The 23,371-nt window shown below is 63.2% G+C and carries 19 protein-coding genes and 2 pseudogenes; 12 read left to right on the plus strand and 9 right to left on the minus strand.

Translation table 11 applies throughout. The features are described from left to right. Positions 1 to 989, minus strand: a pseudogene (locus WC739_RS02715) (ATP-dependent DNA helicase RecG); the annotation flags it as partial. Between the two features lie 92 nt (positions 990 to 1,081). Between WC739_RS02715 and WC739_RS02720 the strand changes: the two are divergent. Beyond that, positions 1,082 to 1,369 (plus strand): succinate dehydrogenase assembly factor 2, encoded by a 288-nt coding sequence (locus WC739_RS02720; RefSeq protein ID WP_372951482.1) that lies wholly within the window; start codon positions 1,082 to 1,084, stop codon positions 1,367 to 1,369. A 13-nt stretch (positions 1,370 to 1,382) separates the two neighbouring features. Further along, entirely contained in the window at positions 1,383 to 4,880 is a 3,498-nt protein-coding gene (gene mfd, locus WC739_RS02725) for a transcription-repair coupling factor (protein WP_372951483.1), read from the plus strand. A gap of 40 nt (positions 4,881 to 4,920) precedes the next feature. Here mfd and WC739_RS02730 read toward each other — a convergent pair whose 3' ends face one another. Continuing rightward, positions 4,921 to 5,193 (minus strand): hypothetical protein, encoded by a 273-nt coding sequence (locus WC739_RS02730; RefSeq protein WP_372951484.1) that lies wholly within the window; start codon positions 5,191 to 5,193, stop codon positions 4,921 to 4,923. 203 nt (positions 5,194 to 5,396) lie between these two features. On the opposite strand from WC739_RS02730, the gene WC739_RS02735 reads away from it, so the two are divergent. Next, entirely contained in the window at positions 5,397 to 6,770 is a 1,374-nt protein-coding gene (locus WC739_RS02735; RefSeq protein ID WP_372951485.1) for a class II 3-deoxy-7-phosphoheptulonate synthase, read from the plus strand. 94 nt (positions 6,771 to 6,864) lie between these two features. On the opposite strand, the gene WC739_RS02740 is transcribed toward WC739_RS02735, so the two are convergent. Then, entirely contained in the window at positions 6,865 to 7,935 is a 1,071-nt protein-coding gene (locus WC739_RS02740; RefSeq protein ID WP_372951486.1) for a diguanylate cyclase, read from the minus strand. A gap of 381 nt (positions 7,936 to 8,316) precedes the next feature. Between WC739_RS02740 and WC739_RS02745 the strand changes: the two genes are divergently transcribed. From WC739_RS02745 to WC739_RS02755, 3 genes are all read left to right on the plus strand, one after another. Continuing rightward, positions 8,317 to 8,733, plus strand: coding sequence for a GFA family protein (locus tag WC739_RS02745; RefSeq protein WP_372951487.1), 417 nt, complete (start codon positions 8,317 to 8,319; stop codon positions 8,731 to 8,733). 77 nt (positions 8,734 to 8,810) lie between these two features. Then, positions 8,811 to 9,170 carry a diacylglycerol kinase gene (locus WC739_RS02750; RefSeq protein WP_372951488.1) on the plus strand — a complete coding sequence of 120 codons (360 nt, stop codon included), beginning with the start codon at positions 8,811 to 8,813 and terminating at the stop codon, positions 9,168 to 9,170. 40 nt (positions 9,171 to 9,210) lie between these two features. Further along, positions 9,211 to 9,798: a hemerythrin domain-containing protein gene (locus WC739_RS02755; protein WP_372951489.1), complete on the plus strand. Its 588-nt coding sequence runs from the start codon at positions 9,211 to 9,213 to the stop codon at positions 9,796 to 9,798. Between the two features lie 3 nt (positions 9,799 to 9,801). On the opposite strand, the gene WC739_RS02760 is transcribed toward WC739_RS02755, so the two are convergent. Beyond that, complete coding sequence (locus WC739_RS02760) at positions 9,802 to 10,389, minus strand: DedA family protein (protein ID WP_372951490.1); 588 nt, start codon at positions 10,387 to 10,389, stop codon at positions 9,802 to 9,804. Continuing rightward, positions 10,386 to 10,949 carry a DUF1003 domain-containing protein gene (locus tag WC739_RS02765; RefSeq protein WP_372951491.1) on the minus strand — a complete coding sequence of 188 codons (564 nt, stop codon included), beginning with the start codon at positions 10,947 to 10,949 and terminating at the stop codon, positions 10,386 to 10,388. Before WC739_RS02765 ends, WC739_RS02760 begins: the two co-directional genes overlap by 4 nt. A gap of 92 nt (positions 10,950 to 11,041) precedes the next feature. Between WC739_RS02765 and WC739_RS02770 the strand changes: the two genes are divergently transcribed. The 4 genes and pseudogenes from WC739_RS02770 to gltX all read left to right on the plus strand — a co-directional run bounded on the left by WC739_RS02770 (position 11,042) and on the right by gltX (position 15,611). Further along, entirely contained in the window at positions 11,042 to 11,758 is a 717-nt protein-coding gene (locus WC739_RS02770) for a DNA-3-methyladenine glycosylase I (RefSeq protein ID WP_372951492.1), read from the plus strand. Positions 11,759 to 11,908: 150 nt separating this feature from the next. Beyond that, positions 11,909 to 13,585 (plus strand): NAD+ synthase, encoded by a 1,677-nt coding sequence (locus WC739_RS02775; protein ID WP_372951493.1) that lies wholly within the window; start codon positions 11,909 to 11,911, stop codon positions 13,583 to 13,585. Positions 13,586 to 13,634: 49 nt separating this feature from the next. Next, positions 13,635 to 14,041: pseudogene (locus WC739_RS02780) on the plus strand (GNAT family N-acetyltransferase). A 196-nt stretch (positions 14,042 to 14,237) separates the two neighbouring features. Beyond that, entirely contained in the window at positions 14,238 to 15,611 is a 1,374-nt protein-coding gene (gltX, locus tag WC739_RS02785; RefSeq protein ID WP_372951494.1) for a glutamate--tRNA ligase, read from the plus strand. Here gltX and WC739_RS02790 read toward each other — a convergent pair. The 3 genes from WC739_RS02790 to WC739_RS02800 all read right to left on the minus strand — a co-directional run bounded on the left by WC739_RS02790 (position 15,529) and on the right by WC739_RS02800 (position 20,075). Continuing rightward, the gene (locus tag WC739_RS02790; protein WP_372951495.1) at positions 15,529 to 16,722 is read right to left on the minus strand and encodes a DUF2865 domain-containing protein; all 1,194 of its coding nucleotides are present in this window, start codon (positions 16,720 to 16,722) and stop codon (positions 15,529 to 15,531) included. The genes gltX and WC739_RS02790 overlap by 83 nt on opposite strands. Before the next feature lie 74 nt (positions 16,723 to 16,796). Further along, positions 16,797 to 19,121, minus strand: a complete 2,325-nt coding sequence (locus tag WC739_RS02795; RefSeq protein ID WP_372951496.1) for an NADP-dependent malic enzyme — start codon at positions 19,119 to 19,121, stop codon at positions 16,797 to 16,799. 174 nt (positions 19,122 to 19,295) lie between these two features. Beyond that, the gene (locus WC739_RS02800) at positions 19,296 to 20,075 is read right to left on the minus strand and encodes an SDR family oxidoreductase (protein ID WP_372951497.1); all 780 of its coding nucleotides are present in this window, start codon (positions 20,073 to 20,075) and stop codon (positions 19,296 to 19,298) included. A 119-nt stretch (positions 20,076 to 20,194) separates the two neighbouring features. Here WC739_RS02800 and WC739_RS02805 point away from each other — a divergent pair, with 119 nt between their 5' ends. Further along, entirely contained in the window at positions 20,195 to 21,010 is an 816-nt protein-coding gene (locus WC739_RS02805; protein WP_372951498.1) for a UDP-2,3-diacylglucosamine diphosphatase, read from the plus strand. A 125-nt stretch (positions 21,011 to 21,135) separates the two neighbouring features. Then, positions 21,136 to 22,350 carry an MFS transporter gene (locus WC739_RS02810; protein ID WP_372951499.1) on the plus strand — a complete coding sequence of 405 codons (1,215 nt, stop codon included), beginning with the start codon at positions 21,136 to 21,138 and terminating at the stop codon, positions 22,348 to 22,350. On the opposite strand, the gene dgcA is transcribed toward WC739_RS02810, so the two are convergent. Then, a complete protein-coding gene (gene dgcA / locus WC739_RS02815) occupies positions 22,321 to 23,304 on the minus strand; it encodes an N-acetyl-D-Glu racemase DgcA (RefSeq protein ID WP_372951500.1) in 984 nt (327 codons plus the stop codon). The genes WC739_RS02810 and dgcA overlap by 30 nt on opposite strands. Positions 23,305 to 23,371: the final 67 nt, after the last annotated feature.

The raw sequence follows: 23,371 nt of genomic DNA on the forward strand, positions 1-23,371 counted from the left end.
GCCATCAAGGCTGCCTGGCCGCCGGCTTCGACGGCGCGCGCCATGGCGAGCAGCGCGACGACCGTCTTGCCGGAACCGACATCGCCTTGCAGCAGCCGCAGCATGCGTTCGGGATCGGCGAGGTCGGCATTGATTTCGGCCAGCGCGAACTCCTGGCTGCCGGTCAGTGTGTAGGGAAGGGCGGCTCGCAGCTTTTCGACGATGCTGCCGTCGCCGACCAGCGGACGGCCGGACAGGCGGCGGACTTTCGCCCGCACCAGCGCCAGCGAAACCTGGCCGGCCAGCAACTCGTCATAGGCCAGCCGCCGCCAAGCGGCGCCATCGATGGAAACATCGATCGGGTCGGCTGGATTGTGGATGCGGGTGAGCGCATCGCCAAAGGCTGGAAATGTGTGCCGGCGCATGAAAGCGCCGTCCTGCCATTCCGGGAATTCGGGTACGCGCGCCAGCGCCTGGCCGATCGCCCGGCGCAGTACCTTGCCCGAGAGCCCGGCGGTGAGGGGATAAACCGGTTCGACGAGCGGCAGGTTTTCGGCCTCTCCGGCCAGCGCGATATGATCGGGATGGACCATGGTCGGGCGGCCGTTGAACCATTCCATGCGACCCGAGACAACGACTTGCTCGCCCACGGGCATCGCCTTTTCCAGGTAGGAGGCATGCGCGTGGAAGAAGGTCAGCCCGATTTCACCGGTATCGTCATGGGCGTAGACCCGGTAGGGCACCGACCTGTTGCCGCGTGGCGGTGGCTGGTGTCGATCGATGCGCAGCTCGAGCGTGACGATGGCGCCTTCGGCCGCCAGCGCGATGCCGGGACGGTTGCGGCGGTCGATGACGGTGTGCGGCAGCACGAACAGGAGGTCGCCGGCCCGTGCCGCGCGGTCGCCAAGATCGGCCGGGACGACTTTCTCGATCAGCGCGCCAACCTTCGGTCCTACGCCGGCAAGCGAGGTGATCGGGACAAACAGCGGATCGAGGATGGATGGACGCATGAAGTCAGCTTATGTCGCGACGGCCTCAGCGCAAGGCTGACAGCACCCTCTATCCACGCTATATGGCCGCAGCAAGCGAGGATAAGGCACGAATGAGCGGAACGACGAGATCGAGCGAGGGGCTGGACGCGCACCGCCGCAAGCTTCTGTTCCGCTCCTGGCATCGAGGCATGCGCGAGATGGACCTGATCCTGGGCACATTCGCCGACGCCGAGATCGGCACCTTGACCGCCGCGGAAATCGACCAATATGAGAGGCTCCTCGACATTCCCGACACCGAATTTCTGCCCATGGTCACCGGCGAACGCCCGGTCCCGGCGGATATCGATTGTGCCGTCCTGCAGAAGATCCTGGCATTCCGCCATTCCATGACATTTTGACCAACGTGATTTTATGAGCCTCATCCCCACCATCGGCCTGCCGAAAGGGCGCGCCGGCCAGTTCATTGTCGACGGCGTGGCCGACGGCTATGAGGCGTTCGCGCTCATACAGGCGGCGCTCGAGATCGCGCCCGACAAACCGGTGCTGTTCGTGGCGCGCGACGGCCAGCGCCTGCCGGCGATCATCGAGGCGCTATCTTTCGCGGCGCCCGGCCTGCCGGTGCTGGAATTGCCGGCCTGGGATTGTCTGCCCTACGACCGTGTCTCGCCCGGCTCGGACGCCGCCGCCAAGCGGCTCGATGCCTTGACCGCGATGATCGCGCTGGCAAAGAAGCCGCACCGCGCCGTCATCCTCACCACCGCCAATGCCCTGCTGCAGCGCATTCCGCCGTCCGAACTGGTCGGGGCGCAGACCTTTCACGCCAGGCCCGGCAACCAGATCGACATGAACGTGCTGGTGTCGCGGTTGGAAACGTCCGGTTTCGAGCGGGTGCCGACCGTGCGTGGCATCGGCGAGTTCGCCGTGCGCGGCGGCATCCTCGACCTCTTTGCGCCGGGCTGGACCGAAGCGCTGAGGCTCGACTTCTTCGGCGACACGCTGGAATCGATCCGGGTCTTCGATGCCGGCACCCAGCGCACCACCGGCCAGCGCAAGTCGATGGCGCTGCAGGCGATGAGCGAGGTGGCGCTGACGCCCGAAACCATCAGCCGCTTCCGCCGCTCCTATATCGAAGCCTTTGGGGCGCCCCAGCGCGACGACGGGCTTTACGCGGCGGTCAGCGAAGGCAGGCGCTTCGCTGGCATGGAGCACTGGCTGCCGTTCTTCTACGAACGACTGGAGACCGTGTTCGACTACCTGCCCGATACTCCGGTCATTTTCGACCATCTGGCGCATGAAGCACTGGCTGAACGCCACACGCTTATCCTCGACCATTATGAAGCGCGGAAAAAACAGGCCGACGGCGCGCTGAAGGATGCGGTGCCCTACAAGCCGGTGCCGCCGGACCTGCTCTATCTCTCGCCCGAAAACCTGATTGCATCGCTTGGACCGCGCGAAGCCATCGATTTCACGCCCTTCGACGCGCCCGATGCCGGGGCGAAGAAAGTCTATCATGCCGGGTCGCGCCACGGCCGCAGCTTTGTCGAAGAGCGCGCCGACCCCAGCATCAATGTCTTCGATGTCGTCGTCAGGCACATCGCTGACGAGCGCGCGGCGCGCCGCCGCGTCGTTATTGCCGGCTGGACGGAAGGCTCGCTCGACCGGCTCGGCCAGATCCTGGCCGAGCATCATCTGGGCAATCTCAAGCAGGTCGCCACGCTGGCGGAAGCTGAAAAGCTTGAGCCGGGGCAGGCGGCATTGGCCGTGCTGCCGCTCGAATCCGGGTTCGAGACCGAAAGACTGGTGGTCGTCGCCGAACAGGACATTCTCGGCGACCGGCTGATCCGGCGCTCGAAGCGCAAGAAGCGGGCCTCGGACTTCATCGCCGAGGCCTCGGCGCTGTCGGCCGGCGACATCGTCGTTCACGCCGACCACGGCATCGGCCGTTTCATCGGCCTGCGCACCATCGAGGCGGTGGGTGCGCCGCATGACTGCCTGGAAATCCATTATGCCGGCGACGACCGGTTGTTTCTGCCGGTCGAGAATATCGAGCTCTTGTCGCGCTATGGTTCTGACTCGGCCGAGGCGACGCTGGACAAGCTCGGCGGCGGGGCCTGGCAGTCGCGCAAGGCGCGGCTGAAGAAGCGTTTGCTCGACATGGCCGGGCAGCTGATCCGCATCGCCGCAGAGCGGCAGATGCGTGCGGCGCCGGCGCTGGTCCCGGCCGAGGGCCTCTATGGCGAATTCGCCGCGCGTTTTCCCTACGAGGAGACCGACGACCAGCAGACGGCGATCGACTCGGTGCGCGACGATCTCGCCGCCGGCAAGCCGATGGACCGGCTGATCTGCGGCGATGTCGGGTTCGGCAAGACGGAAGTGGCGCTGCGCGCCGCCTTTATCGCGGCGATGGAAGGGTTCCAGGTGGCGGTGGTGGTGCCGACGACGCTTTTGTCGCGCCAGCATTTCAAGACTTTTTCGCAGCGCTTTTCCGGACTGCCGATCCGCGTCGCCCAGGCCTCGCGGCTGGTCGGTGCGAAGGAGCTGGCCGAGACCAAGAAGGGCATCGCCGAGGGACAGGTCGACATCGTCGTCGGCACCCATGCGCTGCTCGGATCCTCGATCTCGTTCAAGAATCTCGGCCTCTTGATCATCGACGAGGAGCAGCATTTCGGCGTCAAGCACAAGGAACGGCTGAAGGACCTGAAGTCCGATGTCCACGTGCTGACGCTGTCGGCGACGCCGATCCCGCGCACCTTGCAGCTTGCCTTGACTGGCGTGCGCGAACTGTCGCTGATCGCCACACCGCCGGTCGACCGCATGGCGGTGCGCACGTTCATCTCGCCCTTCGATCCGCTGGTGATCCGGGAGACGCTGCTGCGCGAGCGCTATCGCGGCGGGCACTCGTTCTATGTCGTTCCGCGCATCAGCGATCTCTCCGAAATCAATGATTTCCTGAAGGGATCCGTTCCTGAGCTAAAAGTGGCGGTGGCCCATGGCCAGATGCCGCCGGGCGAACTCGACGACATCATGAACGCCTTCTATGACGGGCAATACGACGTGCTGCTGTCGACGACCATCGTCGAATCCGGGCTGGACATCCCGACCGCCAACACGCTGATCATCCACCGCGCTGATATGTTTGGCCTGTCGCAGCTCTATCAGCTGCGCGGCCGCGTCGGCCGCTCGAAAGTGCGCGCCTACGCGCTCTTCACTCTGCCGGCCAACCGCAAGCTGACCGACACCGCCGAGCGGCGGCTGAAGGTGCTGCAGTCTCTCGACACGCTGGGCGCCGGCTTCCAGCTGGCCAGCCACGATCTCGATATCCGAGGCGCCGGCAATCTTCTCGGCGAAGAGCAGTCCGGCCATATCAAGGAAGTCGGCTTCGAACTCTACCAGCAGATGCTGGAGGAGGCCGTCGCCGAGGTGAAGGATTCCGGCGAGGTCCAGGATGGCGGCTGGTCGCCGCAGATCGCCGTCGGCACGGCCGTGATGATCCCGGAAAGCTATGTGCCGGACCTGCAGCTGCGGCTGGCGCTATACCGCCGCCTCGGCGACCTCGAGAACACCGAGGAAATCGATGCCTTCGGCGCCGAGTTGATCGATCGCTTCGGGCCGCTGCCGGACGAGGTCAAGCATCTGCTGAAGATCGTCTTCATCAAGGCGCTTTGCCGAAAGGCCAATGTCGAGAAGCTCGATGCCGGGCCAAAGGGTGTCGTCATCCATTTCCGCAAGCGCGAGTTCCCCGACCCGGTCGGGCTGGTCCGCTTCATCGGCGAGCAGGGCTCGTTGGCCAAGATCCGCCCCGACCACAGCGTGGTGTTTGCCCGCGACTGGCCGACCGCAGAGAAGCGGCTCGCGGGTTCGGCTGTCGTCATGACGCAGTTGGCGCGGCTGGTCGAGAAGGCGGCATAGACTGATTTGTCGTCTAAGCGGTGCTGACTTACTTCGAAAACTACGCTTTGAATATCTCAGCTAAGACTTTGATGGCCGACTCTGGAGGCAACTCCGGATCCCAAGGATCGGCTTCGGAGATTGCCTCACGCTGGCGATCGTGAATCTTGGGTCCCAAAATATGATAATATGCGTCGTGGATCATTGGGAGAAATTTGGACCGGAATTGATCGAGTTCGGCCTTGCCCCGCTCTTCATGGAAAAAACTGAAGGTGTGGCCCAGTAGGAATTCTAACTTGGCGAACTCGGCAGGATCGAAGCTATAGGTTTTCATACCGCAAGCATAGCACATGGCACGCTGCGCGGAACCGCGAACCCCAGCTTCAAACTGACTCGCTACCGCTCAGGCGCGTCATTCGCCAGCGCTGAAATTCCGGTCTAGAATAGGAAATCGGCTTCGTGTATGGAGCCGCCACCCCCATATGGGGCGGAAATGGCGGGTGAGATTACTCGCCGGAAAGAGCGTTGGGTGCAGCGATGACGAAATGGTCGCCGAATTCTTGGAGAGCAAAGCCGATCAAGCAGGTGCCCGCCTATCCGGACCTTGCCGCGCTGAAGAACACGGAAGCCCAGCTTGCCACCTTCCCACCGCTGGTTTTTGCCGGTGAGGCGCGCAAGCTGAAGAAGCAGCTCGCCGCTGTTGCCGCCGGTGACGCCTTCCTGCTCCAGGGCGGCGATTGCGCCGAGAGTTTCGCCGAGCATGGCGCGGACAACATCCGCGACTTCTTCCGCGTCTTCCTGCAGATGTCGGTCGTGCTGACCTTCGCCGGCGCACAGCCGGTGGTGAAGGTCGGCCGGGTCGCCGGCCAGTTCGCCAAGCCGCGCTCGTCCGACAACGAGACCAAGGGCGGCGTGACGCTGCCCAGCTATCGCGGCGACATCATCAACGGCATCGAATTCGACGCCAAGTCACGCATTCCCGATCCGGCGCGCCAGGAAATGGCGTATCGCCAGTCGGCGGCGACGCTCAATCTGTTGCGCGCCTTCGCTCAGGGCGGCTATGCCAGCCTGGAGAATGTGCATCGCTGGATGCTTGGCTTCGTGTCGGACAGCCCGCAGGGCGAGAAGTACGGCAAGCTCGCCAACCGGATCACCGAGACGATGGACTTCATGAAGGCCGTCGGCATTACCTCGGAGACCAATTACGCGCTGCGCGAGACCGATTTCTACACCAGCCATGAGGCGCTGCTGCTTGGCTACGAAGAGGCACTGACCCGGGTCGATTCGACCTCGGGTGACTGGTACGCCACCTCGGGCCACATGATCTGGATCGGCGATCGCACCCGCCAGCCCGACCATGCCCATGTCGAATATTGCCGCGGCATCAAGAATCCGCTCGGGCTCAAATGCGGCCCGTCGCTGACGCCGGACGGCCTGCTCGAACTCATCGACCTGCTCAACCCCGAGAACGAACACGGCCGCCTGACGCTGATCGCGCGTTTCGGCTCCGACAAGGTCGCCGAGCATCTGCCGAAACTGGTGCGCGCGGTTCAGAAGGAAGGCCGCAGCGTGGTCTGGTCGTCGGACCCCATGCACGGCAACACGATCGAGGCCGCGGGCTACAAGACGCGGCCGTTCGACCGCATCCTGAAGGAGGTGCAGACCTTCTTCGAGGTGCACCGCGCCGAAGGCACGCATCCGGGCGGCATCCATGTCGAGATGACCGGCAAGAATGTCACCGAATGCACCGGCGGTGCGCGCGCCATCACCGCCGACGAGCTGCAGGATCGCTACCACACCCATTGCGATCCCCGCCTCAATGCGGACCAGGCGATCGAGCTGGCTTTCCTGGTGTCCGACCTGCTGAAGAAGAGCCAACCGGTTCAGCACAAGCAGGTTGCGAACGGCTGATTATAAATGCCGAAATGACGAAGGCGCCGGTGTCCGGCGCCTTTCTGCAGAAACGCTTGAGAACTCTGGCGAAGGCCTCGATGCGGTCGTCGGCTCAGTCCTTCTTGTAGAGCAGCCAGCTCTTGCCGGCCCGACCTGACATTGCAGAGTGCCTGGTAACGCGGTTGCGACCGCCGACCTTGGAGCGGTAGAGCGCCCGGTCCGCCTTGATGTAGAGATCCTCGGGGCCTTCGGCCTCCGATGCCATGCAGATGCCCATCGAGACGGTGACCGTGCCATAGTTCATGCCGGTCTGGCTGCTGGTGAACGGCGTCTGCTCGATCAACGCCCGAATGCGGTCGGCGATCTCGAAGGTGGCGTCTTCACTGGCGCCTTCGACGATCATCGCGAATTCTTCGCCGCCGGTGCGGGCGACAAACATGTCGCCGCGTATGCTGGTCTGGAAAATTCCGGCGATGATCTGGATGATCTTGTCGCCGACCGGATGTCCGTACCGGTCGTTGATGTCCTTGAAGCGGTCAATGTCGGCAAGGATCAGGGCGTTGAACAGAATGCCCCTGTTGCTGTTGTAGATCCTGGTGATTTCCTTGTCGAAGGCACGGCGGTTCCAGATATGCGTCAGGGGGTCGGTGTCGGCCAGTCGCTTGTATTCTTCGAGCGTCGATTTCACGCTTTCGAGTTCCGCCGTCTTGTCGCTCAGCGTCGACGCGACCTGCCTGCCGTGGTCGATGGTCGAATTGGTGGCGATGGCCATCGCATTGGCGATCTTCTGCAGCAGGTCCTGCGAGAGCGGGCTGCGGCTGCTCAGGCCGCTCGATGTCTCGTCGAGGATCCTGCCGTATTTCTCGATGTGGCTTCGCTCGCTTCTCAGCAGCGCCGCGACATCCTCCAGTTCCTTGGCGATGACGTCTCGCGCATGCTCGACAATGCTGGGCCCGTGATTCTGGGCGAAGTACGTGCTTCCGATCTTGTCCAGTTCGTCCTGTGTCGGACGTTTGCTCAGCAACAGGACGGCCAGGCTGAGGTCACGGTTGGTGCCGCTCAGCGCCTCGTAGAAGATCTCGTAGTTGCGCGGCAGGCCGAGGACGCCCAACTGACGCATCGTGGCGACGACGGTGGTCGCGAAATCGGTGCTTCGTTCGGCCGAGGCGGCTGCGGGCTGCATATCCTGATCACTCTTCCCCTGAAGTCCGCGACAACGATCGCGGGCTCATATCACCGACTGGGACACTACCCGATGGTTCGGAACAGCTTGCGAAGTGGCATGTCCCCACCCACGGCTTCGCATGACCTCAAGATAAATCATGCAGCGCTAAAGTTTACTTAATTTGTAAGAAACGGGCGCGGGTTCAACGCAAGACAGATCGGCGGACCCTCCCACTGTTCGTGACCGGGAAAGGCAGCGTTGACGCCGCGCGCCTCCCGCCGCGTGCAGGCCCGGCGCAAAAATCGGGCCCGGACGGCAAGGACATGTCGCATTTTTCAGGGTGCGGAAGCCGACAAGCTGGAATCGTGCAAACACTGACAGGCTTCCAGGAGGGGCAAGGTGAGCGACCAACACTCGGGGTCTTGTCTCTGCGGAGCGGTCCGCTTCCTTACGCATGGAGCGTTGCGGGGGGTCGTCTACTGTCATTGCTCGCAGTGCAGGAAGCAGAGCGGGCATTTCTATGCGGCCACCAGTGTCGCCAACGACAAGATCGTGATCGAAGGCGCTGAAAGCATCACCTGGTACGAAGCGTCGGACTTCGCCAGGCGCGGCTTTTGCAAAGCATGCGGGTCCGTGCTGTTCTGGAAGCCGCGAGACCAAGACTATATTTCGGTCATGGCTGGATCATTCGACCGGCCGACCGGCCTCCAGGGCGAATGCCATATCTTTGTCGGCGACAAGGGGGACTACTATTCGATCGACGACGGGCTGCTGCGGTTTGAAATGTCGACGCCGTCGATACCTGTTGCCGAATGAAGTTTTGGCGAACAGCCTTGTTCCATTGACCGGGCCATTGCTTTATCCGTGCCGGTGATTCCGAACGGGGTTTGGGCATGCAGCGACTGATCGATGCTTATTTCAATTCGGTGCGGGCGTTTCGCAAGCTGGCTGTCAGCGAAAAGGCCTTTCAGCAGGAATTGCTGCTGCTTGCTCTCGCCGTGCCGCTCGGCTGGTTCGTCTCAATCTCGTGGCGCGGCTATGCCCTGCTGATCGGCGCGGTGCTGCTGTTGATCATGGTCGAGGTGCTCAACACCGGCATCGAGGCGGCCTGCGACGCCTTCAGCCGGGAGTTCAACGTCGACATCCAGTTGGCGAAGGATTGCGGTTCGCTCGCCGTGCTGATTTCGGTGGTCATCGTTGCGGGCGTCTGGGGCATTGCCCTCATCGAACGGATCACCGGGCTACCGATCTAGCGGCGGCAATCCCATATGACAGTCACCAAAGGAGACTGTCATGACCGAAGCCGCGAACTCTCTGCTCGTCGAACGCGCTGGCTTGCCGGAGGATCTTCGCTGGCTGGCTGAAAAATACCCGCGCGAACACTGGCAGGACCATGGCAACATCCATGGCATAGCCACCATGTGGCTGCAGCGGCACGACATGTTTCGCGAGCTCGGCCAAATGCTGACCACAGGAATTGGCGACTACCGCGAGGGCAGGCTGACGGCACCCGATTTCGCGCGCTGGTTCACGCCGCGCCTCAATCATTTTTTCGGTCATCTGGACGGCCATCACAATGTCGAGGATCACCACTATTTCCCGGCTTTCGCCAAGGCGGAGACGCGGCTGAAGCGCGGTTTCGAGATCCTCGACGCCGACCATCACACCATCCATGAAGGGCTCGAGCGCAATGCAGAGGCCGCCAATGCTTTCATCAAAACGCTTCAGGAGAACGAAGACAGGCAGCGCTTCGCCGCCGACGCCTATGCCGATGAAAACAGCCGGCTGATCGCCATGCTGGCCCGGCATCTTGCCGACGAGGAAGACCTGATCATCCCGCTGATCCTCGACCGGGGAGACCGGGCACTTGGTGTGGACTGACGATCAAGACTCCTTGGCGCGCTCGTGCCTGGCGATCTGTCGGGCGATGAGCCAAGCCAGGATCGCCACAGTCAGGCCAATTCCGAGCCCGACCAGCAATCGCTCGTGACGCAGCAAGGCCTGGCCGATGAAGCGCTCCGCGCCCAATCCGAAGACATAGCCTATGGTGCTAAAAAGCACCGCCCAGATAACCGATGAGATGGCGTTGAGGATGACAAAACGCGGCGCCGGCACGGTCGAAAGTCCTGCCGCGATGCCGCCGACAAGGCGCATGCCATAAATATAACGGTTCGACAGAACGAAGATGTCGGGATGGGTGTTCAGAAGCCGATAGGCGCGGCGGAAGCCGGGCCGCCGGCGCAATCCGACGACATGGCGGTTGTCGGCGAAACTGCGGCCGAGAATGAAGAAGAACGTGTCGCCGATGAAGGCACCGAGGGCTGATGCGACGATGGCGTGCCACAGCACGAAGACGTGCTGATGGGCGAAGAAGCCGCCAAGGATCGCGGCGCTTTCACCCTCCGCGACGCAGCCGAGAAAGACGGCGAGCAGACCGTATTGTTCGATGAAATGATGGATCGCGTCGGTCATGAAGCCGAATGCTGCCGCGACAGCCTCTCGTCAATCCGCCTGACCATTTCGGTCAGCTGCACGATCTCGTCGCGCATGCCGATGATCTGGCCGTGACGCAGTTCGTCCAGCTTTTCATGCAGCGCCATGATTTCGATCTCGGCCTTGAGGTTGACCTCGTAGTCGTGGGCGGCGTCGATGCGGTCGCGCACGGCTTGGCGGTTCTGCGACATCATGATGACCGGCGCCTGCAGGGCGGCGACCATCGACAGCACAAGATTGAGGAAGATGAAGGGGTAGGGGTCGAACGACTTCTGCCCCAGTAACCACCAGTTGGCGCCGATCCAGAGGACCAGGAAGGCTATGAAGGAGAGGATGAACGTCCACGAGCCGCCGACGCGCGCGATGGCGTCTGCGATGCGGTCGCCCGCGCCCTGAAGCCCAGCCAGGCTCTCATTGACATTCTGCGACAACGGCTTGCGGTCGACGGTGCTCTGCAGCACCCGCCTTTCAAGCTCGCTCAGGGCTTCCGGTGTTCGCCTCAGCCAACGATTGGCGAGCTCGGGCACGGTCTTGTTCATGGATGTCTCCATATCAAAGCGTCGGCTTGGCAGCTTCGTCTCCATATAGGAAGATGCCGCCCCGTCAAAAGCGCGGCATCGAGGTGGAGCAAATGCCAGATTTCGCTAAAATCCATGCTCGTGCCGCCAAACGGAAGGGCGGTGAGGCGGAGCTCGCGTCGCTGCTGGGGCCTGCGCCCGACAATGCCGCGGTGGCCGATATCGCGGACGACCGCATCTTGTCGACGATGGCCGAGCGCGTTTTCGCCGCCGGGTTTGTCTGGCGGGTTATCGAGCAGAAATGGCCTGGATTCGAAGAGGCCTTTCTGCGATTCGAGCCGAAGCGGCTGCTGTTCCAGCCCGATGATTTCTGGCACGATCTGGCCTCGGATCAACGCATTGTGCGCAATCCACAGAAGATCAGGTCCGTGCGCGACAACGCTGCCTTCGTCGAGCGTGTGTCGAAGGACCATGGCGGCTTCGGCAATTTCCTTGCTGACTGGCCGGCCGATGACCAAGTCGGGCTGATGGCCTGGCTCGGCAAGCATGGCAGCCGGCTCGGCGGCAATACCGGCCAGTATTTCCTGCGCTGGCTGGGTTGGGACGCCTTCGTCATTTCAGCCGACATGGCGGCTGCATTGCGCGATGCGGGGCTCGACGTCGCCGACAACCCAACGTCGAAGAGGGATCTCGACAAGATCCAGGCCCAATTCAACCATTGGGTGGCCGAGACAGGCCTGCCGCGCCGGCATATCTCGCGCATCCTGGCGATGTCGATCGGCGACAATCATTCTCCGCAAGCGTTGCGCGACTCTATGGGGGACGACTGAGCTCCGGCCTTCCAGCCGCAACCGACATTCGTGGATCGGTCAGGACGCGGATGACCTCCGGCATTCGGCTGGGACAGGAATATTGTCCGGTCCGGATTGGTCCAAGCGAACGCCATTGCCCGGCCAATTCCGTCGCGCTAAGTCAGCGGCATGACCAAGAAGCTCGACATCCTGCGCATCGCCGTTGCCCAGCTCAATCCGACCGTCGGTGATATAGCAGGCAATCTCGCCAAGGCGCGCGAGGCGAGGGCGGATGCCGCCCGCCAAGGCGCCGACCTCGTGCTTTATACCGAGCTTTTCCTCGCCGGCTATCCGCCGGAGGACCTGGTGCTGAAGCCGGCGTTCCTGAAGGCCTGTGAAAAGGCCGCACAGGACTTTGCCGCCGACACCGCCGATGGCGGCCCTGGCGTAATCATCGGAACGCCCCTGAAGCGCAAGAGCGGCACGCACAATTCCATCATATTCGCCGATGGCGGCAAGATCATCGCCGAGCGCTACAAGCTCGATCTTCCGAACTACGGCGAGTTCGACGAAAAGCGCGTCTTCCAGGCGGGACCCGAAATCCAGGGGCCGGTCAATTTCCGCGGCGTGCGCATCGGGATCCCGATCTGCGAGGACATCTGGGGCGATGTCGGCATCTGCGAGACACTTGCCGAAAGCGGCGCCGAGATCCTGCTGGTGCCGAACGGCTCGCCCTATTACCGCGCCAAGATCGATGTCCGCCAACAGGTCGTCATCCGGCAGGTCATCGAATGCGGCCTGCCGATCCTCTATGCCAACCAGCTTGGCGGCCAGGACGAGCTGATCTTCGACGGCGCATCGTTTGCCATAGGGTCGGACAAGCGGCTTGCCTTCCAGATGAGCCAGTTCGAGGAGACGGTCGACGTCACCACCTGGAAGCGTACGGATGAGGGGTGGTCCTGCACGGAAGGGCCGATGTCGAAGATCCCGGAAAAGGACGAGGCGGACTACCGCGCCTGCATGCTTGGGCTGCGAGACTACGTCAACAAGAACGGCTTCAAGAACGTCGTCCTCGGCCTTTCAGGCGGCATCGATTCGGCGATCTGTGCCGCCCTTGCCGTCGATGCGCTCGGCGAGGAACGGCTGCGCGCGGTGATGATGCCCTACCGCTATACGTCGAAGGACTCGCTGAAGGATGCCGAGGATTGCGCCCGTGCGCTTGGCTGCCGCTACGATATCGTGCCGATCTTCGAGCCGGTCGAAGGGTTCCTGCACGCGCTGGCGCCGACGTTCGAAGGCACCAAGGAAGGCATCACCGAGGAGAATCTGCAAAGCCGCGCGCGCGGCACAATCCTGATGGCGATCTCCAACAAGTTCGGCTCGATGGTGGTCACCACCGGCAACAAGAGCGAGATGTCGGTCGGCTATGCCACGCTCTACGGCGACATGAATGGCGGCTTCAATCCGATCAAGGACCTCTACAAGATGCAGGTCTACGCGCTGTCGCGCTGGCGCAACAGCCATGTGCCGCCGGACGCGCTCGGACCGTCCGGCGAGGTCATTCCGAAGAACATCATCGACAAGGCGCCGTCGGCGGAACTGCGCGAGAACCAGACCGACCAGGATTCGTTGCCGCCCTATCCCGTGCTGGACGACATTCTCGAATGCCTGGTCGAGAACGAGATGGGGGTCGACGATATCGTGGCGCGCGGCCACGACCGGGCGACGGTGACGCGAATCGAGCATCTGCTCTATATCGCCGAGTACAAGCGCCGACAGGCGGCGCCGGGCGTCAAGATCACCAGGAAGAATTTCGGCCGCGACCGCCGCTATCCCATCACCAACCGGTTCAGGGATCGCGGGTAGTCGGCGTCCTGCGCGAAACCACACGCATGCTGTCGGCGAGGGTGTAGTCATGCCTGATTGCGAGATCAGCTTCGACCTGGCACGGATCGATTTCCGTGCGACATCCGACCTGTTGATGGCGAGTTACTGGGGCGCCGGACGCAGCGATGCGTTTCATCGTCGGGCCTTTGCCAATTCGTTGTGCGCCGCCGCCTATGTCGACGGCGGGCAAGTCGGCTTCGGCCGGGCGATCACGGACCGCACGGTGTTCGCCTATCTGGCCGACATCATCATCTGGCCCGAACACCGCGGGCGGGGCATTGGCTCGCGGCTTGTGAGGGCGCTGATCGATCATCCGGAACTTGCCACCGTGTCGCATTGAGCCTGTCGACCGGGGACGCGCACAAGGTCTATGAAAAGCTGGGCTTCAAGGCATCGACGGATGGTCGATACATGCGCCTCGATAGGTCTGCGTAAACGGCGGCCCGCCGGCGCCTCCCGGGCGTCGTTGCAAGAGAAGCCCCGTTTCCCCGGAGCAGCCGCGCTTTTCACATGCGGTCGACTTGGCGATCCTCGTCGCCTCTCTATATAGACGCCTGCGTGCGTGTTCCATGTCCGCGGCCGCGCGGGGGCGCTCCTTGTCAATCACAAAGCCATCCGGTACCCCCCGCCCATGACAGTTACCGTTCGTTTCGCCCCATCCCCAACCGGCCGCATCCACATCGGCAATGCGCGCACCGCCCTGTTCAACTGGCTGTTTGCCATGAAGAACAAGGGCCGCTTCATCCAGCGCTTCGACGACACCGACATCGCGCGTTCGAAGCAGGAATTCTCCGATGCCATCCTCTACGACCTGCACTGGCTGGGAATTTTTCCGGACGCCACCGAATATCAGTCGCGGCGCTTCGAGGTCTATGACGCGGCTGTCGAGAGACTTAAGGCAGCGGGCGTGCTCTATGCCTGCTATGAAACACCCGAGGAACTCGATCTCAGGCGAAAAGTGCGCCGCACCCGCGGCCTGCCGCCGGTCTATGGCCGCGAGGCGTTGGCGCTGACGCAAGAGCAGGTAGCGGAATATCAGTCCGACGGCCGCAGGCCGCACTGGCGCTTCCTGCTGCCAAATTTCGGCGGCGATCCACAGCAGCCGGAACGCAGCGAGATCCACTGGAACGATCTGGTGCGCGGCGAGGAAACGGTCGATCTGGCCTCGCTGTCCGACCCTGTCCTGGTGCGCGAGGACGGCACCTATCTCTATACGCTGCCTTCGGTCGTCGACGACATCGAGATGGGCGTCAGCCATGTCATCCGCGGCGACGACCATGTCACCAACACCGGCGTGCAGATCGCCCTGTTCCAGGCGCTGGGTGCTGCGCCACCGGTTTTCGGACACCACAACCTCCTGACCACGGCGTCGGGCGAGGGGCTGTCGAAACGCACCGGCGCGCTCTCGATCGAGAGCTTGCGCGAGGACGGCATCGAGCCGATGGCCGTCGCGTCGCTGGCCGTGCTGGTGGGAACGTCCGAGAATGTCGCGGCGATGACGACGATGAGCGAACTGGCCGAACGCTTCGACCCGGCGGCGACATCGAAATCCGCGGCCAAGTTCGATCCGGACGAACTGTTCGTGCTCAATCGGACGCTGCTGCATCACATGCCTTTCGCCGAAGCGCGCGACCGGCTGATCGTGCTCGGCATTTCGGGCGAGGACGCGGAGGCTTTCTGGCTGGCGGTGCGTGGCAATCTGGACAGGCTGTCCGACGCGGCCAGCTGGTGGCGAATGCTGCGCGACGGACCGCGGGAGACTCCGGAGTTTTCCGATGACGATCTCGACTTCGTTCGTCAGGCCTTCGACCTTTTGCCTGAAGAGCCGTGGGGCGCAACGATCTGGAAGGACTGGACGGACAGGATCAAGGAGGCGACCGGCCGCAAGGGCAAGGCGCTGTTCATGCCACTCAGGCTTGCGCTTACCGGACTGCCTTCGGGGCCGGAGCTTGCAGATCTATTGCCGCTGATGGGTCGGGAAGGAACGTTGGCCCGACGACCCTGATCTTGCGCTGCTCCGGCGGCAGGGTGGAGACCGGCGAGGCCGCCGGCTTGACGGAGAGCCGCTTGATCGCCGCCTGGTCCAGGCCGCCGTCCATATTGGCCTGGGTTTCGGGGTCGGCTGCCGGATTGGGCTCGGAAACCGGCGCCACGATCGATGATGCCGCATCCGTTTGCGGAGGCTGCGACTGTGCCGGATTCGGCGGATTGCCGGCTATGACCTGGAAGTTCTGCGCGGCGTTGCAGCCGCAAGCCGGCGGCCGCGACATGTCGGACCGCTTGTAGAGATAGGCGGTCGGCAATTCGCTGTAGGGTCTGCCGGTGACCGATGACGTCATCGAGGCCGAGTCGTCGCCCATGCCGCGAGTATAGAAAACCTGCATCTCGGTGCCTGGGCAGCTGGATTCGCAGTTTTTCTGGTCACGCTCGAAATCGCCAAGCGAGGCGGCATTCGACATCGGGAAGAAGTATCCATCGCAGGTGCGCACGCAAGAGGTGTGGAACTCGCCGCCCGCGAAATCCGGAATGCCGGGGCGATTGAGCACCCGGCGAACGTTGCGTTCCTCGTCCGGATCGGCGGTCCGGTCTAGTGTATCGAGTTCCCTTCTGTCGCCGCCGAAAAGCTGATCGAGCAGGTTCGTCCTTTCGTCTTCGCGGTTTGCTTCCAGCGCCCGCGCCCGGCGCGGATCGACAGGGTCGTTGCGGCAGCCATTGGCATCGAGCGCCGCAAGGATGCGCGCATTGTCTCGGCGCGAGCCGCCTTCGGCCAGGCGCTGGCGTTTGCCTTGCAGCGCGTCGAGATTGGCTTTCATGCGGTCGATGGTGGCGTTGAGCGAGGCGCATTGGTTGACGTTGCGGCCGAAGAGGGAAAAGAAGCAACCGGCTCTGCTGGACTGGCCGCGAACCTTCGAGATCTGCTCTCGCTGCTTGTCGATAGCCGCGTCATATTTCCGGATCAACGCTGGGCCGCCGGCGCCGCGTGAGGCGGCAAGCTCATCCTGCAAGCGGCCGCAGATTCGCGAGGCGGCTTGCGGCTCGCTCACCGCGCCGACGCAAAGCAGGAAGCCAAGCAGCAGCGCGGCGGAATGCGACCGCTTCAACCCTCCGCTTCCCATCCGCCAAACTCCGCCTGATCGTTCGCTAGGCTAGCGCCTTCGCGGTTAACCGCAGTTTACCGCGACATCGTCAATCAGCCCAGATTGACGACCGCCTGCGCCTTGTGGGCTGCCTCAACCACCGCCAGGGCGGTCATGTTGACCACGCCGCGCGAGGTGACCGACGGCGTCAAGATATGTGCCGGCTTGTCGGTCCCGAGCAGGATCGGCCCGACATGCAACGCGTCCATCATGGTGCGTAGCGCGGTGAGCGTAATGTTGGCCGAATCGAGGTTGGGAAAAACCAGCAAATTGGCTTCGCCCTTGAGCCTGGAGTGGGGATAGACGCGCTGGCGCAGACTTTCCGACAAAGCCGTGTCGGCATGCATCTCGCCGTCGCATTCAAGGTCGGGCGCGATGCGAGCAAGGATCGCCGCCGCTTGCCGCATCTTGAGCGCGCTCGGCGAATCGCGCGAACCGAAGTCCGAATGCGACAGCAGCGCCGCCTTGGGTTCGATGCCGAAGCGCTGGATTTCTTCCGCCGCCAGCACCGTCATCTCCGCGATCTCTTCGGCCGTGGGGTCAACGGTGACGTGGGTATCGGTCAGGAAAACGATGCCGCGCTGCGAAATCAGCATCGACAGCGTCGACAGGTCATGGTCCTTGATGCCGGCCCGGGGACCGATGATCAGCGCGACGTTGCGCAGGTGGCGCTCAAAACGGCCTTCGAGCCCGCAGATCATCGCATCGGCATCGCCGCGCTTCAGCGCCAGCGCGGCGATCACCGTGTTATCGGTGCGCACCATCGTGCGCGCCGCTTCCGTGGTCACGCCGCGCCGGCCGGCAAGCTCGATCAGGAGATCGACATAGTGGCGGTAACGCGGATCGTCCTCGGGGTTGATCAGGCCGAAATCGACACCCGGCTTGATGCGCAACCCATAGCGCTTCAGCCTGACTTCGATCACATGGGGGCGGCCGATCAGGATAGGCTCGGCAATGCCTTCCTCCAGCACCACCTGCGCGGCGCGCAGCACCCGCTCGTCTTCGCCGTCGGCGTAGATGACGCGCTTGGCGATCGACACCTTGGCGGACGAGAACACCGGTTTCATCACCAGGCCGGAGCGGAAGACGAAGCGGTTGAGCTTGTCGATATAGGCGGCAAAGTCGGTGATGGGCCGTGTCGCCACGCCGGTGTCGCAGGCGGCCTTGGCAACAGCCGGCGCGATACGCAGGATCAGGCGAGGATCGAAGGGCGAGGGGATCAGGAACTCCGGCCCGAAGATCGGCGTCTCGGCGGAATAAGCTCGTGCGGCGACATCCGATGGCTCCTCGCGGGCAAGAGCCGCGATGGCACGCACGGCGGCCATCTTCATCTCCTCGTTGATAGCGCTGGCGCCACAGTCGAGCGCGCCGCGAAATATGTAAGGAAAACACAGGACGTTGTTGACCTGATTGGGAAAATCGGACCGACCGGTGCAGATCATCGCATCGGGGCGTGCCGCTCGCGCCAGTTCCGGCATGATCTCCGGGTTGGGATTGGCCAGTGCCAGGATCAGAGGCTTCGGCGCCATGTGCCGCAGCAGCTCCGGCTTCAGGACCCCAGCTGCGGACAGGCCAAGGAAGACGTCTGCACCCGGCATGACATCGGCCAGCGTGCGCGCGTCGGTGTCCTTTACATAAGGGTCCTTCCAGCGGTCCATTTCGTCGATGCGCCCCTTGTAGGCGACGCCGAATCGGTCGGTGACCCAGATATTTTCAACCCGCACGCCGAGCGAGACCAGGAGATTGAGGCAAGCCAGCGCGGCGGCGCCGGCGCCGGAGGTGACGACCTTGATGTCCGCTATGGCCTTGCCGGCGAATTCCAGGCCGTTGAGCACGGCGGCGGCGACGATGATGGCTGTGCCATGCTGGTCGTCGTGGAACACCGGTATCTTCATGCGCGCCTTGAGCCGTTCCTCGACCTCGAAGCACTCAGGCGCCTTGATGTCCTCGAGATTGATGCCGCCAAAGGTCGGCTCAAGCGCCGAGATTGTCTCCACCATGCGCTCAATGCCTGGCGCGTCGATCTCGATGTCGAAGACGTCGATGCCGGCGAATTTCTTGAACAGGACAGCCTTGCCTTCCATCACCGGCTTGGAGGCGAGCGGGCCAATGTTGCCGAGGCCAAGAACAGCCGAGCCGTTGGAGACGACGCCGACCAGATTGGCGCGCGCGGTATAGTCGGCCGCGGTCGCTGGATCGTCGCGAATCTCAAGGCAAGGAGCAGCGACGCCCGGCGAATAGGCGAGGGCGAGGTCACGCTGGTTGCCAAGCGGCTTGGTCGCCTGGATCTCGAGCTTGCCTGGCCTGGGATGCTTGTGGAAATAGAGAGCGGCTTCGTCGAGGTCCGAACGCGCCGGTTTGTTGTTCTCGCCTTCCATGCGGCCGCTCCCTCGAAATCTGCTGAAGAGCCCTTCTAACATGCGGCCCGGGTTTTCCGCGACGCTAATTGACGCCCCGTGGCGTTGCTGGCCAGAGCGCGGAAAATGACAGTCAATCAGACGGTTATGCCAGTTTTCCGGCCAGCGATCGCTCTCGCCTCACGGACAAGTTGATCAAAAGGCGCTGACGTAGAGGCCGCCATCGACCGGTATGTTCTGCCCGGTCAGATAGCCGGCGTGGACCGAGCAAAGGAAGGCGCAAATCTGGCCGAATTCTTCCGGCGTGCCGAGTCGCTTGGCTGGAACATCGGCGCTGATGCGGGTCTTGCGCGCGGCGGCCGCGGCCGGGTCTTCGACCGTGCCGGCCTCATGCGGCCCACGCAGCCGGTCGGTGTCGAGCTTGCCCGGCAGGAGGCTGTTGATGGTTACGTTGCGGTCGACAACCGTTCGCGCCACGCCGGCCAGGAACGAGGTGAGGCCGGCGCGCGCGCCCGAAGACAGATCGAGGCCCGGAATGGGGACGTAGACCGACAGCGAGGTGATGTTGACGATCCGGCCGAAGCCTCGTGCCGCCATGCCGTCGATGACAGCCTGCACCAGTTCGATCGGCGTCACCATGTTCTGTGTGACGCCTTCGAGAATCTTCTGGCGATCGAGCGTGCGGAAATCGCGCAAGGGAGGCCCGCCATTGTTGTTGACGAGGATATCCGGTTCGGGACAGGCGGCAAGCAGTGCCTTCTGCACCTCCGGCTTCGAGACGTCGCCGACGACTTCCGTCACCGTCACGCCGAAGCGCTCGCGCAACTCGGCGGCTGTCCTGGCGACCAGGTCGGCATTGCGCCCGTTGACGACGATGTCGCAGCCGGCCTCGGCCAGCGCCATGGCGCAGCCGCGCCCCAGCCCCTTGCTCGAAGCGCAGACGATGGCCTTCTTTCCGCGAATACCGAGATCCATGGCGATTTCTCCTGTGATTTGTCCAGCAAGCTAGCTCCTGGGCTGGACCAATCGCAACCGTCATACGGTTGTTGCATGAATCGGCGCATAGCCTGCGCGAAAGCAACGGTGACAAGGCAATGTCTGGCGAACAGCCCCGCACTTTCCGCAGCATGTTCATCTCCGACGTCCATTTGGGCTCGAAGGCGGCCAAGGCCGAGTTCCTGATCGATTTCCTCAGGCATCATGACGCCGATATCATCTATCTGGTGGGCGACATCGTCGATGGCTGGCGGCTGCGGCGGAGCTGGCACTGGCCGCAAAGCCACAATGACGTCGTGCAGAAGCTGCTGCGCAAGGCGCGCAAGGGCGCCAGCATCACCTACATAGCCGGCAACCACGACGAATTCGCCCGCCAGTTCCAGGGCGTGCATTTCGGCGGCATCGTCGTTGCCGACCGCGCCATCCACGAGACCGCCGACGGCAAGCGCCTGCTCGTCATCCATGGCGACCAGTTCGACACCGTCGTCCACAATGCGCGTTGGCTGGCCTATCTCGGCGACCATGCGTATGACGCGGCGATGCTGGTCAACCGGGTCGTCACGCGGCTGCGCCAACTGCTCGGCCTGCCCTATTGGTCGTTCTCGTCCTGGGCCAAGGCCAACGTCAAGAAGGCGGTGAACTTCATCGGCTCGTTCCAGACCATGCTTGCGGAAGAAGCGCGCCGCTCGCATGTCGACGGCATTATCTGCGGCCATATCCATCATGCCGCCATCGAGAACTTCGGCGATGTGCGCTACATCAATACCGGCGACTGGGTGGAAAGCTGCACGGCGGTGGTCGAGCACTTCGACGGCCGGCTGGAGATCCTGACCTGGGCGCAGGTGCTGCCGGAGATGCCGGAAGAACCCTTTATCCCTTTGCTCATCGAGGATCGGGTGGGGCAGGCGGCTTAGGACCAGGCACTCACATCTCTGTGCGATCAATCCGTTGGGCCAGCCGGTTTCGCCCGGTTTTGGCCCGTGTTAAGTGATCGATGCCTGCAGCGGTCCTATCGAGCGCGGCTTTATTGGATCGATTCATGTCCCTGCCGCCGCTTTCGCCCGAACAGCTCGTCAAGCCACGGCATTTCGAACTGCGCCTAAGCCTGATCTTCGCGACCTTGTTCGTCTCGCTTGGGACGCATGTGCCTTACTTTCCGCTGTGGCTGCAGGCCGAAGGGTTCGATGCGCAGGAGATCGCGGTCATCCTGGCCGCGCCCATGTTCCTGCGCGTGGTGACGACGCCGTTGCTGACCGCGCTGGCCGACAGGGCCGGGGACCGCGCCAATGTCTATATCGCGCTGGCGGCCGCCGCGCTGCTGCTGTCGGCTGGATATTTCCTGACACCGACTTACGCCGTGGTGCTGACGGTCTCGATGGCGCTGACCATAGTCTGGACGCCGCAGTCGCCGATCGCCGATTCGCTGGCGCTTTCGGGCGTGCGCCGCTTCGGCTGCAACTATGCGAGCATGAGGAAATGGGGATCGATCTCCTATCTGTTCGCCAATGTCGCCGGCGGCTTCATCCTGGCGACGACGGGGTCCGGCGCTGTTCCGGTGATCATTTTCATGGCGCTGGCCGCAGCGCTCGCCGCCGGTTTGCTGGCGCCGCGCATGGGCCGTCCGCGGCGCTCGTCGCCGCTTTCGGCGGCCGACATCCAGCACGCGGCGCCGAAGCTCCTCAACGCCTATTTCCTGTACTTCTCCATCGGCGTCGGCGTCATCACCGCCAGCCATGCCTTCCTCTATGGATTCGTTTCCATCTACTGGAAATCGATCGGTCTGGGTGATTCGGTCGTCGGTTTGCTGTGGGCCTGGGGCGTGGTCTCGGAAGTCTGCATGTTCATGGTGTTCACCCGCTTCTTCAATTCGTTTTCCGTGGTGTCGATCATGGTGATGGCCGGGGTCGGGTCGATCGTGCGGTGGATCGCCTTCCCGCTGGTCTGGCCGCTCGGCCTTGGCGTTCCCGGGTTCTTCGTCGTGCAGACATTGCACGCGGTCTCGGTGGCGCTGGTGCTGATCGGTCTGCAGAAGATGATCGGGGAAACGATTTCCGAGGAGCGTACGGGCGCCGCGCAAGGCATCGCCTATTTCTCCAACGGCTTCTTCATGGCCTTGGTCACCCTGGCGTCCGGCCCGCTCTATGACCGTTTCGGCGTGGACGGGTTCTTTGCCATGGTGCCGGTCGCCTTGATCGGCCTCGTCCTGATCGGGCTCGCGGCCCGCTCAGCCCCACAACGCCGTATCGGGCGGTGACAGCAGCGAACCGTTGTAGACAAGGCCCGGCACACGGTCGCGTGCAAGCAGCAGCGGACCATCGAGGTCGACGAAGTCGGCATCCTGGGCGAGCAGCACCGCCGGCGCCATGGCCAGCGACGTGCCGACCATGCAGCCGACCATCACGCCGAAGCCCAGTTCGCGAGCGCGGTCGCGCAAGACCAGCGCAGCCGTCAGCCCACCCGACTTGTCGAGCTTGATGTTGACGGCGTCGTAGAGACCGACGAGCGCGCCAAGGTCCTTGGCGTCGTGCACGCTTTCGTCGGCGCAGATCGGCACGGGGTGCGCGATATGGCGCAATATTTCGTCATGGCCCGCCGGCAGCGGCTGTTCGATCAGCGCAATGCCGTGTCCGGCGGCAAAGGCGAGGTTGGCAACGATGTTGTCTTCGGTCCAGCCCTCATTCGCATCGAGGATGATGCGGCTGTCGGGCGCTGCTTGCCGGACGGCGCTGATGCGGGCGATGTCGTTGTCTCCGCCGATCTTGACCTTGAGCAGCGGGCGCGCGGCGTTGGCGCGGGCCTGCGCCGCCATCGCTTCGGGTTCGCCGAGCGACAGCGTGTATGCGGTTTCGAGAGGCCGTAGAGGCGCTGTGCAAATGCTGGATGCGACAGGCTTGCCGGTCATCTTGGCTTCCAGATCCCAAAGCGCGCAGTCGATGGCGTTGCGCGCCGCTCCGGCCGGCATTGCATCGAGCAAGGCGGATCGGCTGATTCCGCCGGCGATTCGGGCCCGCATGGCTTCGATCGCCTGGCGTACGCCCTCCATGGTCTCGCCGTAGCGCTTGTAGGGGACGCACTCGCCCCGGCCAGTGTGGCCGCCATCAATGATCGAGCAGGCTATGACCTCCGCTTCGGACTTCGAACCACGCGAAATGGTGAAGGTTCCAGCGATCGGGAAACGTTCGGCCTCAACCGAAATGACACGCGCCATATTTTTCTGCTCCGGCTATGCAAGAACGCTGGCGTCGGCAAATCGACAGCTTGGTTCCGTCAGGCTA

The sequence above is a fragment of the Mesorhizobium sp. genome (assembly GCF_041661565.1).
GTDB lineage: Bacteria > Pseudomonadota > Alphaproteobacteria > Rhizobiales > Rhizobiaceae > Mesorhizobium.

Coding starts and splice junctions, on each gene's coding strand:
- WC739_RS02720 (WP_372951482.1), top strand. CDS start 1,082: ATGAGCGGAACGACGAGATCGAGCGAGGGGCTGGACGCGCACCGCCGC.
- mfd (WP_372951483.1), top strand. CDS start 1,383: ATGAGCCTCATCCCCACCATCGGCCTGCCGAAAGGGCGCGCCGGCCAG.
- WC739_RS02730 (WP_372951484.1), bottom strand. CDS start 5,193: ATGAAAACCTATAGCTTCGATCCTGCCGAGTTCGCCAAGTTAGAATTC.
- WC739_RS02735 (WP_372951485.1), top strand. CDS start 5,397: ATGACGAAATGGTCGCCGAATTCTTGGAGAGCAAAGCCGATCAAGCAG.
- WC739_RS02740 (WP_372951486.1), bottom strand. CDS start 7,935: ATGCAGCCCGCAGCCGCCTCGGCCGAACGAAGCACCGATTTCGCGACC.
- WC739_RS02750 (WP_372951488.1), top strand. CDS start 8,811: ATGCAGCGACTGATCGATGCTTATTTCAATTCGGTGCGGGCGTTTCGC.
- WC739_RS02755 (WP_372951489.1), top strand. CDS start 9,211: ATGACCGAAGCCGCGAACTCTCTGCTCGTCGAACGCGCTGGCTTGCCG.
- WC739_RS02760 (WP_372951490.1), bottom strand. CDS start 10,389: ATGACCGACGCGATCCATCATTTCATCGAACAATACGGTCTGCTCGCC.
- WC739_RS02765 (WP_372951491.1), bottom strand. CDS start 10,949: ATGAACAAGACCGTGCCCGAGCTCGCCAATCGTTGGCTGAGGCGAACA.
- WC739_RS02770 (WP_372951492.1), top strand. CDS start 11,042: ATGCCAGATTTCGCTAAAATCCATGCTCGTGCCGCCAAACGGAAGGGC.
- WC739_RS02775 (WP_372951493.1), top strand. CDS start 11,909: ATGACCAAGAAGCTCGACATCCTGCGCATCGCCGTTGCCCAGCTCAAT.
- gltX (WP_372951494.1), top strand. CDS start 14,238: ATGACAGTTACCGTTCGTTTCGCCCCATCCCCAACCGGCCGCATCCAC.
- WC739_RS02790 (WP_372951495.1), bottom strand. CDS start 16,722: ATGGGAAGCGGAGGGTTGAAGCGGTCGCATTCCGCCGCGCTGCTGCTT.
- WC739_RS02795 (WP_372951496.1), bottom strand. CDS start 19,121: ATGGAAGGCGAGAACAACAAACCGGCGCGTTCGGACCTCGACGAAGCC.
- WC739_RS02800 (WP_372951497.1), bottom strand. CDS start 20,075: ATGGATCTCGGTATTCGCGGAAAGAAGGCCATCGTCTGCGCTTCGAGC.
- WC739_RS02805 (WP_372951498.1), top strand. CDS start 20,195: ATGTCTGGCGAACAGCCCCGCACTTTCCGCAGCATGTTCATCTCCGAC.
- WC739_RS02810 (WP_372951499.1), top strand. CDS start 21,136: ATGTCCCTGCCGCCGCTTTCGCCCGAACAGCTCGTCAAGCCACGGCAT.
- dgcA (WP_372951500.1), bottom strand. CDS start 23,304: ATGGCGCGTGTCATTTCGGTTGAGGCCGAACGTTTCCCGATCGCTGGA.